Annotated in this window: 11 protein-coding genes; 6 read left to right on the top strand and 5 right to left on the bottom strand. The window is 64.8% G+C overall.

All coding sequences use genetic code 11. The features are described from left to right. Window positions 1-462 (top strand): 4Fe-4S dicluster domain-containing protein (locus FFS45_RS34225; protein ID WP_171029831.1); only part of this gene is annotated, 462 nt, incomplete at its 5' end. Window positions 463-586: 124 nt separating this feature from the next. Here the strand turns inward: FFS45_RS34225 and FFS45_RS34220 are convergent. The 4 genes from FFS45_RS34220 to FFS45_RS34205 all read right to left on the bottom strand — a co-directional run bounded on the left by FFS45_RS34220 (window position 587) and on the right by FFS45_RS34205 (window position 5884). Further along, window positions 587-2053 carry a tetratricopeptide repeat protein gene (locus tag FFS45_RS34220; RefSeq protein ID WP_137959062.1) on the bottom strand — a complete coding sequence of 489 codons (1467 nt, stop codon included), beginning with the start codon at window positions 2051-2053 and terminating at the stop codon, window positions 587-589. A 96-nt stretch (window positions 2054-2149) separates the two neighbouring features. Next, complete coding sequence (gene aroC, locus FFS45_RS34215; protein WP_137959056.1) at window positions 2150-3250, bottom strand: chorismate synthase; 1101 nt, start codon at window positions 3248-3250, stop codon at window positions 2150-2152. A gap of 48 nt (window positions 3251-3298) precedes the next feature. After that, a complete protein-coding gene (locus tag FFS45_RS34210) occupies window positions 3299-5236 on the bottom strand; it encodes an MFS transporter (RefSeq protein WP_137959055.1) in 1938 nt (645 codons plus the stop codon). 189 nt (window positions 5237-5425) lie between these two features. Further along, complete coding sequence (locus tag FFS45_RS34205; RefSeq protein WP_137959054.1) at window positions 5426-5884, bottom strand: CBS domain-containing protein; 459 nt, start codon at window positions 5882-5884, stop codon at window positions 5426-5428. 269 nt (window positions 5885-6153) lie between these two features. On the opposite strand from FFS45_RS34205, the gene FFS45_RS34200 reads away from it, so the two are divergent. The 3 genes from FFS45_RS34200 to FFS45_RS34190 all read left to right on the top strand — a co-directional run bounded on the left by FFS45_RS34200 (window position 6154) and on the right by FFS45_RS34190 (window position 8999). After that, a complete protein-coding gene (locus FFS45_RS34200; RefSeq protein ID WP_171029833.1) occupies window positions 6154-7539 on the top strand; it encodes an O-acetylhomoserine aminocarboxypropyltransferase in 1386 nt (461 codons plus the stop codon). Beyond that, window positions 7536-8390 (top strand): alpha/beta hydrolase, encoded by an 855-nt coding sequence (locus tag FFS45_RS34195; RefSeq protein WP_137959053.1) that lies wholly within the window; start codon window positions 7536-7538, stop codon window positions 8388-8390. The genes FFS45_RS34200 and FFS45_RS34195 overlap by 4 nt, the downstream gene beginning before the upstream one ends. A 288-nt stretch (window positions 8391-8678) precedes the next feature. Beyond that, window positions 8679-8999 (top strand): Mpo1-like protein, encoded by a 321-nt coding sequence (locus FFS45_RS34190; RefSeq protein ID WP_137959061.1) that lies wholly within the window; start codon window positions 8679-8681, stop codon window positions 8997-8999. Window positions 9000-9024: 25 nt separating this feature from the next. Here the strand turns inward: FFS45_RS34190 and FFS45_RS34185 are convergent, their stop codons facing one another. Continuing rightward, entirely contained in the window at window positions 9025-10338 is a 1314-nt protein-coding gene (locus FFS45_RS34185) for a YihY family inner membrane protein (protein ID WP_137959052.1), read from the bottom strand. Between the two features lie 110 nt (window positions 10339-10448). Between FFS45_RS34185 and wrbA the strand changes: the two genes are divergently transcribed. Continuing rightward, complete coding sequence (wrbA, locus tag FFS45_RS34180; protein WP_137959051.1) at window positions 10449-11051, top strand: NAD(P)H:quinone oxidoreductase; 603 nt, start codon at window positions 10449-10451, stop codon at window positions 11049-11051. After that, a complete protein-coding gene (locus FFS45_RS34175) occupies window positions 11048-11437 on the top strand; it encodes a DUF2069 domain-containing protein (RefSeq protein ID WP_137959050.1) in 390 nt (129 codons plus the stop codon). The genes wrbA and FFS45_RS34175 overlap by 4 nt, the downstream gene beginning before the upstream one ends. Window positions 11438-11473: the final 36 nt, after the last annotated feature.

The following is an 11473-nucleotide window of genomic DNA, read 5'->3' as shown; positions in this document are numbered from 1 at the left end:
CTGTATCTGGGCACGCTGATGGTGGGCCTCGAGCAGAAGGTGCTGGGCGGCAATGTGCCGTGGACGCTGCATCACCAGCATTCGGATCACGAGATGCTCAAGCCGGCCTCGCAGTGCAAGCCGATCGTGTATCCGAAGCCGGACGGCAAGCTGACGTTCGATCGGCTCTCGTCGGTGTTCATCTCGAACACCAACCATGAGGAAAACCAGCCGGCTCACCTGACGCTGAAAGATCCGAACGTGCCGGTGAACGTCAATCTGCACACCTACGCGGGACCCGAGAGCCGTTATTGCCCGGCAGCGGTGTATGAGTTCGTGAAGAACGACGACGGCAGCGAGCGGCTGGTGATCAACGCGCAGAACTGCGTGCACTGCAAGACCTGCGATATCAAGGACCCGACGCAGAATATCGTGTGGGTTACACCTGAAGGTGGCGGTGGGCCGAATTATCCGAACATGTGAGGCGGCGCATTGGCGCTGAGTTGCAGCGTGCAGAAAGCGCCGCTTCGAGCGGCGCTTTTTTTCGTCCGCGTTTCGTGCCCGCTTCGGTTGCCGCGCTGGCTTCTGATGTGATGCACTCGCCCGCTCAGCGTCGCGCCAGGGCCTCCAGTCTCGCGCGCACGCTCGCCAGCACCGGCGCCCAGGCGCCGATCGCCGGCTGGCGAAACAGCTCGACCGAGTCGTACCACGGCGTGCGCTGCACCTGATCGCCCCAGAACCACGCCGACACGTGGTCGATCATGAGACAGGTTGGCACGCCCAGCGCACCCGCCAGGTGGGCGGGGCCGCTATCGATGGTCACGACGAGATCGAGGTTGGCGAGCAGCGCCGCCACATCGTCGAAGCCGGCTTCGAAATGCGGCGTGGGATCGACAATTTCGATACCATGCGCACGCCATTGCCCGACCGTCGCGGAACGTCCCGGCGAGAGTGCGAAATACGTGATGCCCGGCACCGTCAGCAGAGGTTCGAGCTGATCGACCGGCACCGAACGCCGTACATCGCGAATGTGCTGCGGATTGCCGTTCCACACCAGGCCGACTTTGGGACCGCCGTGCGGCACGGCCTGTGCGACGCGCTCACGCCACTGCCCGGCGCGAGCCGGATCGGCGCCCAGATAGGCGCGGCCCCAGCCCGCGGAATCGAACACACCGAGCCGCACGGGCACGCTCATCAGCCCGCAATGAAAATCCGGCCGTGTAATGAGGTTGGTTTCAAGCGCTACGTCGGCGGGCAGCATTCTTTCGAACAGATGCCGCAGCGGTCCATCGTGACCGAAGATCACTCGCCCGCCCTCACGCCGCGCCCGCTCGGCCAGCAGCGGCAGAAAGCGCACCGCCCACAGGCAGTCGCCGTTGCCCTGCTCGCCGTAGACGACCAATGTCTTGCCGGCAAGCGGCTCGCCCTGCCAGTAGCGGCTAATCTCGCCTAGCGCATGGTGTGCGTTGTTCAGGTCGTCGCCGAATACGACGCGCGCTTCGTAATTCACCCAGCCGTCGGCGTAGCGGCCCGAGCGTATTTCCAGCTCCGCGAGGTCGAACGTCGCATGCGCATTGTTCGGCGAGAGTTCGAGCACGCGTCGCAAAAGGGCCTCGGCTTCGACGAAGCGCGCTTGCTCCTTGATGCACAACGCGAGCTTGTGCAACGCGACCGGATTGTCCGGCACGACCCGCACCGCCTCGCGCAAAAGGCGCTCGGCTTCGTCGAAATGGTTGTGATGCTGGATAGCGGCTGCACGCCAGACGAGCGCGTTGGCATCTTCGGCATTGCGCGCCAGCAATAGGCCCGTGGCCGACTCGACCAAAGGCCAGTCGCGTACGACAAAGCCGGTTTGAGCAATCGTATGCAGCAGAGTGGGTTCGCAGGCAGGATCAAGCTGGTAGGCCTGCACCAGCGCGGCCAGCGCCTCGCGTTGCTGCTCGCGGTTGCGCCCTGCCTGTTGCAGCAGGGCCTGGCCGAACGCGAGCCAGTCTGTGGCGCCGGCCTGCGGCGCGGCGGCCCGTGTGCGCAATTGCGCCAGGGCGTCGCCGGCCACGGGGCTATTCGGGTCCATCATCAAGGTCGTTCCGGCCGGGACGCGAAGACACGTGAGACGCGGCTGCTGGTAACTGAGGGTAATTGAGGGTAACTGAAGGTGGCCTAGAGCACCTTAAGGCGCGCTCGCCGCGATCTTCGGCGTGCCGACCGCGACATCGCCGCACTGCGCGCGATGGCGCAGCGCATGATCGATCAGCACCAGCGCCAGCATCGACTCGGCGATCGGTGTGGCGCGGATGCCGACGCAAGGATCGTGACGCCCGAAGGTCTCGACGACGGCCGGTTGACCCGCCTTGTCGATGGAGCGGCGCGGCGTGCGGATGCTCGAGGTCGGCTTGATGGCGATCGACACGGTAATGTCCTGCCCCGTGGAAATGCCGCCGAGCACACCACCCGCGTGATTGCCGACAAAGCCTTCCGGGGTCAGCTCGTCACCATGCACCGAACCGCGTTGCGCGACGCTGGCGAAGCCCGCGCCGATCTCCACGCCCTTCACCGCGTTGATGCCCATCATGGCGTGGGCGATATCGGCATCGAGCCGGTCGAATAGCGGCTCGCCGAGCCCAACCGGCACGCCCGAGGCGACCACGTTGATGCGTGCACCGATCGAATCGCCATCCTTGCGCAGTGCGTCCATATAGCTTTCGAGCTGCGGCACCACGTCTGCATTCGGCGCGAAGAACGGGTTTTCGCGCACATGCGACCAGTCGAGGAACGGCACGTCGATTTCGCCAAGCGCGGCCATGTAGCCGCGGATCTCCGTGCCGAAATGCTCGCGCAGCCATTTCTTAGCCACAGCCCCCGCCGCCACGGTAGGCGCAGTCAGACGCGCCGACGAACGGCCGCCGCCGCGATAGTCGCGAATGCCGTATTTTTGCCAGTAGGTGTAATCGGCGTGGCCCGGGCGGAACGTTTCCGCGATGTTGCCGTAGTCCTTGCTGCGCTGGTCCGTATTACGGATCAGCAGCGCAATCGGCGCACCGGTGGTGACGCCCTCGAACACGCCGGACAGAATCTCGACCTTGTCCTCTTCCTGACGCTGCGTGACGTGGCGGGAAGTGCCCGGCTTGCGGCGGTCCAGTTCGAACTGGATGTCCGCTTCAACCAGCGCCATGCCCGGCGGGCAACCGTCGATCACGCAGCCGATAGCGGGACCATGCGATTCGCCGAAGGTCGTGACAGTGAAAAGCGTACCAAGCGTATTGCCGGACATGAGCGTCGTCCAAAGAAATGCGGGGAAACCGCTATTATGCCAGCCCGCCTATTTACGCGCCCCGCGCAACTCGGTGACGATCTGCTGCAGCCCTTCCGGCGTCACCTGCGCCGGACCGAGCGGCTCGCCGACCGCGAGCGTCAGCCGGCTCATCACGCCCTTTTGCACCGGCCGCGGCCAGCGCGCATCGGCCGCGCGCGAAAACACACTGCCCCACAGCCCGCGCAACGCCATCGGCACCACCGGCGCCGGCGTGCGGCGGATGATTTCGGTCACGCCGTGACGGAACGGGTTGAGTTCGCCGGTCTTGGTCAGCTTGCCTTCCGGAAAGATGCACACCAGGTCGCCCTCGCTGAGCGCCTGCGCACAGGTTTCATAGGCCCGCTTGAGCATTTCCGGGTCTTCGTGGGACGGCGCAATCGGAATCGCTTTGGCGTGGCGGAACACCCAGCCGGCCAGCGGCGTCCTGAAGATGTGATGATCCATCACGAAGCGGATCGGACGCGGGCTCTCGGCCATGATGACGATTGCATCCACATAGCTGACGTGGTTGCACACCAGCACCGCCGCGCCCTCTTCCGGAATGCGCTCCGCGTGCACGAGGCGGATCCGGTAGAACGTGTGCACCAGCACCCACGCCACAAAGCGCAGCAGAAACTCCGGCACCAGCGAGTAGATATAGGTGGCCACGACGATGTTGAGCAGCGCCGTCACAAGGAAAATGCCTGGAATGCTGACGCCCGCGGAAGTCAACGCCATGGCCATCAGCGACGAGACGATCATGAACGCGGAATTGAGGATATTGTTCGCCGCGATGATGCGTGCGCGATGGCTCGGCTGGCTGCGGCTCTGGATCAGCGCATACAGCGGCACGCTATAGAAGCCGCCGAACATCGCGAGCAGGAACAGATCGGCGAGGACACGCCAGTTGGCCGGCATCAGCATGAATTCGCCGACACTGAGCAAATGTCCGGCCGGCGGCAGCGCGTGACTCGCGAAGAACAGGTCGATGCCGAACACGCTCATGCCGATCGAGCCGAGCGGCACGAGGCCGATTTCGATGCGCCGCTTGGAAAGCCGCTCGCACATCAGCGAACCGAGGCCAATACCGATCGAAAAGGTGCCGAGCAGCACCGTCACGACATCGGGGTTGGCCGACAGCACATTCTTGGCAAAGCTGAAAAACGACGACAGGAAGATCGCACCGACAAACCACAGCCAGGAAATCCCCAGCAAGCTGAGAAATACCGTGCGATTCCCGGCGGCGATTTTCAGATTGCGCCAGGTTTCGCTAACCGGGTTCCAGTTGATCTGCAGATCGGGCTGCGGCGCCGGCGTGGCCGGTACGAACGCGGACACCGCACGCCCCACCAGCGCGATCCCGACGCACGCAAACGCCAGCACCACCGCGCCGTGCTCGACGAAACCGGCCGCCTCCCCGCCGATAATGGTGCCCACCAGGATCGCGACAAAGGTGCCCATTTCCACCATGCCGTTGCCGCCGACCAGCTCGTTTTTCTGCAGATGCTGCGGCAGGTACGAGTATTTAACCGGGCCGAACAGCGTGGAATGCACCCCCATCAAAAACGTGCAGAGGTACAGCAACGGCGCGCTATGCAGCCAGAAGCCGGTTCCGCCGATCAGCATCACACCGATTTCGAAGGTCTTCACAAAGCGCGTCAGCATCGCCTTGTCGTACTTGTCCGCAATCTGTCCGGAGGTGGCGGACAGCAGCACGAACGGCAGGATGAAGATTGCGGAAATCAGAAAGGCCGCGGTCTTCGCATCGACGCCCGAAAAGCGTGCGGTCTGATACGTGACAAGCGAGGTAAAGCCAATCTTGAACACGTTGTCGTTCATGGCGCCCAGGAACTGGGTCCAGAAAAACGGTGCAAAACGCCGCTCGCCCAGAAGGCGGAACTGGGACTCGTGTGCGTCGCTACGGTGGGCGGCGCGGCGGGCGGCGGGTAAGGGACGATCGCTCATGAAGGCTGGTGAGTGGGAGAAGGGACCTGACGCAAAAAAGGCGCACGCTTGCGCGCACGCCCCTCGATGATGACCTCAGGCTGTGGCAATCCGATGGCCGTTGACGCCGGTTTGCGCCCGCATGAGCAGCGGGGACGACGGCGCCGCGGCCGGCCCGGCTAACACCATGCTAAGACCCGGGCTAACAATCTAGCTCGCCTGCTGCGGCTCCTGCTCTTCCGGCCAGTCGCGGATATATGCCTTGAGCATGCGGTTTTCGAAGCCCTGCTCCTCGACCACTGCCTTCGCGACGTCGTAGAACGAGATCACGCCCATCAGCGTGCGGCTTTCCATGACCGGCAGGTAGCGCACGTGATGTTCGAGCATCATGCGGCGCACCTCGTTCACATCCGTTTCCGGCGTGCACGTGAGCGGATGGTCGTCCATGACCTTGCGAATGGTTGCCGTGCCGACGCTGCCGTGGTGCTTGCTGAGCGTCAGGATGATTTCACGGAACGTGAGCATGCCGACCAGATCGCCATATTCCATGACAACCAGCGAGCCGATATCGTGCTCCGCCATCGCATTGACTGCGTCGATGAGCGGCGTATCCGGCGTGACGGTGAAAAGGGTATTGCCCTTGACCTTGAGAATGTCGCTGACTCGCATGATTGTCTCCTTTGTCGCCGGGAGTGAGAGAAAAACGCTGACTCCCGTCCCATGCACAATAGTTGCAAAATCCGGTGAAGCCGTTAATACATGACTGACTTTCGATCCTAGCGGAAAGACCTGTAAAAGGAAAGCGGCCCGCCCACCATGGCGGCAAGGGCCTGCCGGCAAGGCGCATGGGGAAAACCGGAGTTCAAGCCGCGTGCCCCGGTGATACGATGCCCCCACTTTCACCCTTCGCGGAGCCGCCCGTGGCTCCGCCGCCCAGGATGTCCGCCAACCGTTTCGACACGCTTGCGCTGCATGCAGGCGCAGCCCCCGACCCCACGACCGGCGCGCGCGCCACGCCGATCTACCAGACCACCTCGTTCTCGTTTCGCGACACCGACCACGCCGCCGCGCTGTTCAATATGGAACGCGCCGGCCACGTGTACTCGCGCATCTCGAACCCGACCGTGGCCGTTTTCGAAGAGCGCGTCGCCGCGCTGGAGAACGGCGCCGGGGCGATCGGCACGGCCAGCGGCCAGGCGGCGCTGCACCTGGCGATTGCCACGCTGATGGGCGCCGGCTCCCATATCGTCGCCTCGGGCGCGCTCTACGGCGGCTCGCACAATCTGCTGAACTACACGCTGCGGCGCTTCGGCATCGAAACCACCTTCGTCAAACCCGGCGATCTGGACGGCTGGCGCGCCGCCTTGCGCCCGAACACGCGCCTGCTGTTCGGCGAAACGCTCGGCAATCCGGGCCTCGACGTGCTCGATATTGCCGCAGTGGCGGAAATCGCGCATGGCCAGCGCGTGCCGCTGCTGGTCGACTCGACCTTTACCACCCCGTATCTGCTCAAACCCTTTGAGCACGGCGCGGATTTCGTCTATCACTCCGCAACCAAATTCCTCGGCGGCCACGGTACGACCATCGGCGGTGTGCTGGTCGACGGCGGTACTTTCGACTTTGAAGCCTCCGGGCTTTTCCCCGAATTTACCGAGCCGTATGAGGGTTTTCACGGTATGGTGTTCGCCGAGGAAAGCACCGTCGCCCCGTTCCTGCTGCGCGCCCGCCGCGAAGGGCTGCGCGACTTTGGCGCGTGCCTGCATCCGCAGGCCGCGTGGCAACTGCTGCAAGGCATCGAAACCCTGCCCTTGCGCATGGACCGGCACGTCTCGAACACCCGCAAAGTGGTCGAATTCCTCGCCGCGCACGCCGCGGTCGAGTCCGTTGCCTATCCGGAACTGGCCTCGCACCCCGATCACGCACTCGCGAAGCGCCTGCTGCCGCGCGGCGCCGGCGCCGTGTTCAGCTTCAACCTGCGCGGCGACCGCGCCGCCGGACGCCGCTTCATCGAGGCGCTGACGCTGTTCTCGCATCTGGCCAATGTCGGCGACGCCCGCTCGCTCGTGATTCATCCCGCATCGACCACTCATTTCCGCATGGACGCCGCCGCCCTCGCCGCAGCGGGCATTGCGGAAGGCACGATCCGCCTGTCGATCGGCCTCGAAGACCCGGACGATCTGATCGACGATCTCAAGCGCGCGCTCAAAGCCGCAAATAAGGCCGCAAACAAGGCCGAGCAAAAGCCGGCCGGCGCAGGTGCTGCCAAACCGAACGACAGTCCCAACAACCCCAGCGACGGCGGCGCACGCAAGGAGCCGGCATGATCTTCGAGGTCCAGCATAAGTCGGCCTATGCCTACACCGGCGGCAAACCGTTCGACGCCAGCCTGCCCACTGCCGTGTTCATTCATGGCGCCGAGCACGACCATAGCGTGTGGGCGCTGCAGACCCGCTACTTCGCGCATCACGGCTTCAGTGTGCTGGCGGTCGACCTGCCGGGCCACCATCGCAGCGCCGGCCCGGCGCTCACCAGGATCGACGCCATGGCCGACTGGCTGGCCGCGCTGCTGGATGCGGCCGGCGTGGCGCGAGCCTGCGTGATCGGCCACAGCATGGGCTCGCTGATCGCGCTGGACTTCGCCGCGCGCTATCCCCAACGGGCCGGCGCGCTTGCTCTCGTGGCGACCGCGGTGCCGATGGCCGTCTCCGACGCACTGCTCGACGCCGCCCTCAACCGCGAGCCGGAAGCCATCGCCATGGTCAACCAGTGGTCTCATTCGACGCTCGCCGCCAAACCGTCCTGCCCGGGCCCAGGCTTCTGGTTGCACGGCATGAACCAGCGGCTGATGGAACGGATCTCGGCCAACGGCGAAGCCGGTCTGTTCCACACCGACTTCACGGCCTGCAACGCGTACGCGGACGGCCTCGTTCGCGCAGCCGAGGTGCGCTGCCCCGTTCGCTTGATCGTGGGACAACGCGACGCCATGACGCCACCGCGTGCCACGAAAGCGCTCGCCCAAGCGTTCGCGCAAGCCGGCACAGCCGTGGACACCGTGACGCTCGACGCCGGCCATGCGCTGATGAGCGAGCAACCGGACGCCACGCTCGATGCGCTGTTCGGCTTTGCGACGCACGCATTCTCCAGCGCGGCTGCACCCGCCGCACCGGTTCAGTAAGTTCGACGATACCGTCGCAGGACACGACGCACCATATGCCGAATGGCCAGGTTGCACGCAAGCGCCTCTAGCAGCACAATGATTCAGGCCCGCCCGGTTTCAAGCATACGTATGTGTACATGCTGGCAGCCGGGCTCGCCGCACCGCGCAAACCGGTTCGGCGGGGGGATGGGCTTGGGGCGCAGACCCGGAACTGGGCGCCGGAACTGGGCGCCGGGACAGACTCCGGGTCGGCCTGGGATGGGCCCGAGGTGAAGTCCACAAAAGAGCAGCGAAACGGAGGCCATGATGTCTCAATCCGCTCACACTGATCACTTCGCGAATTTTGCGGAGTTTTATCCGTTCTACCTCGAAGAGCATCGCAATCTGGTTTCGCGGCGGCTGCACTTTGTCGGCTCGCTGGGCGTCATCGGCTGCCTCGCCATGGCGCTCGCCACCGGGGACTGGCTGTGGCTGCCTGCCGCGCTGGTCAGCGGCTACGGGTGCGCGTGGATCGGGCATTTCTTCTTTGAGAAGAACCGGCCTGCAACCTTCCGGCACCCGGTTTATAGCCTGATGGGCGACTGGGTAATGTTCAAGGATATCTGCATCGGGAAGATTTCCCTCTAGCGGGAGGGGGGCCGCGTATGCCCGCTTATGCTGTCTGATGCGGCATCGCCGCACTGCGGCCTTCGTTTTCCGCCGCCTGCGCTGCGCGCGCCGAGGCCCGCACGGCCAGCAGAACAGCGAGCGAAACGCCCAGCTTGTCGTTTTCAAGCGCCGCCAGCAGCGTCGCGCCGTCCACGCGAGTCGATTCCAGATTGAGCTGGTATTCGAGTTCCGCGCGGTCGATCACAAACAGGTCGAAGAGCCGCGCCACTGTCACCTGCGCAGGATTGGCCAGCAGCACAAAGCGCGGGCGCGAGCCGTCCTGGTGCAGACGCGCAATCCACTCGATCTCCTCGAGGCTGTCCAGCAGGTTGGTGGTCGTATCCATGTCCCGGCGCAGCATGCGCGCGAGATCCTGCTGCGTGTAACCGGGCTTGCCCGCTTCGCGCGCTTCGGAAAGCCGCGCCAGCATTTCGAGCGCATCGAACAGGTCGCTGCCCGCGAAGCGCGGCCGGTGGAACTGGCCGATGCGTATCGCCGGCAACGCCGAAGCCACCATGGCTCCCGCCAGCGTGATGAACCAGCTCAGGTACATCCACAGCAGGAACATCGGCAGCGCCGCAAATGCGCCGTACACCGCCGTATAAGTCGGAATGCGCCGGATGTAATAGCCGAAACCGCGCTTGGCCAGTTCGAACGCAATCGCGGCGCCGAGGCCGCCCACCACCGCATCGCGCCACTCCACGCGGCAGTTCGGCAGGTACACATAGAGCATCGTGAAGGCGAGCGCGGTGAGCGGCAGCGCCGCGCCCGTCAGCGCCCAGTCGATCACCGGCGTGATGTGCTGCGCGGCACTAAACGCCATGGAACGCGTGAACAGATAGGACGAAATCGACAGGCTGACGCCGATCAGAATGGGCCCGAGCGTAATGATCGCCCAGTAGACCAGCACGCGCTGCGCGAACGGCCGCGGCTTGCGCACGCGCCAGATCACGTTGAAGGCGGATTCGACCGTCATCATCGTCATCACCGAGGTGACGAACAGCACGATCATGCCCATCGTCGTCAGCCCTTTGGCCTTGGACGCGAACTGGTTCAGGTATTTGAAAATCTGGTCGTTGATCTGCGCGGGCATCAGGTGATCGGCAAGGAAACCCTGCAGCGACATCTGGAACGAACCGAAGATCGGGAACGCGGTAAACAATGCGAACGCCACCGTCGCAAGCGGCACGAGCGAGAGCATGGTGGTGAACGTCAGACTGCCGGCCACCTGGGGAATGCGATCTTCGCTGCTGCGCTTCGCGGCGAACTGCGCGAGGCGTTTGAGCGTATTGAGGTCGAAACGCACCCTGGACAACAAACCACACCTCCTTCGCCTTCGTGAACCATCCGCGAGCCGGCCCGGATTGCCTGCGACCGGCCTGTGCCGCAGACCCAACCCCTATAATACCTGCTCACTCGATCAGGCCTATGAAAGACATTCTCGTGCTCTACTACAGCCGGTACGGCGCCACGCGTGAACTCGCGCTGGCGATCGCGCACGGCATCGACAGCGTCCCCGGGATGCAGGCGCGTGTGCGCACCGTGCCGCCCGTCTCGACCGTCTGCGAGGCGACCCAGCCCGACATTCCTGGCGAAGGGCCGCCCTATGTCGAACTGCGCGATCTGGAAGAGTGTGCGGGCCTCGCGCTCGGCTCGCCGACCCGCTTCGGCAACATGGCCGCCGCGCTCAAATACTTTCTCGACGGCACCACGCCGCAGTGGCTCTCCGGCGCCCTGGCAGGCAAGCCGGCCTGCGTGTTCACGTCGACCGGCAGCCTGCATGGCGGCCAGGAATCGACGCTGCTGTCGATGATGCTGCCGCTCCTGCACCACGGCATGCTGATCGTCGGCATTCCCTACACGGAATCCACCTTGACCACCACGCTGACTGGCGGCACGCCTTACGGCGCGTCGCATTTCGCGCGGGCCGGCTCCGCGGAACACGGCATTTCCGCTGACGAGAAAACGCTCGCTGTCGCGCTCGGCACACGCATCGCGCGCACCGCGGCAGTCATGAGCGAACGGCCGTGAACAGCGCGCAGGAGCCGGTCGCGCGGCGCCGCGGCGCGGCGCTTGGCGCAGCCGCCGCACTGCTGGCGCTGATCGTGCTCTCGGTGGCCTGGGAATGGTGGCTCGCACCGCTGCGGCCAGGCGGCACCGCGCTCGTTCTCAAGGCCGTCCCGCTGCTGCTCGCCTTGCCCGGCGTGCTGCGTCGACGCATCTATACGCTGCAATGGGCGTCGATGCTGATCCTGCTGTATTTTGCCGAGGGCATCGTGCGAGGCATGAGCGATGGCGGCTTGTCCGCCCGGCTAGGTTGGCTCGAAACCGCGCTTGCGCTAGTCTTCTTTGTCTGCACGCTGGCCTACGTGGCGCCCTTCAAGCGCGCGGCACGGCGTGCGAAACGGGCCGCCTGAGACGATGCGCAAGGCTGCCTGCCCCACTCCACCGAC

Origin of the sequence: Burkholderia sp. 4M9327F10 (assembly GCF_005503145.1) — a bacterium.
Lineage (GTDB): Bacteria > Pseudomonadota > Gammaproteobacteria > Burkholderiales > Burkholderiaceae > Paraburkholderia.
The sequence above is the reverse complement of the archived record's forward strand: the minus strand, read 5'-3'. Positions and strand labels throughout refer to the sequence as shown.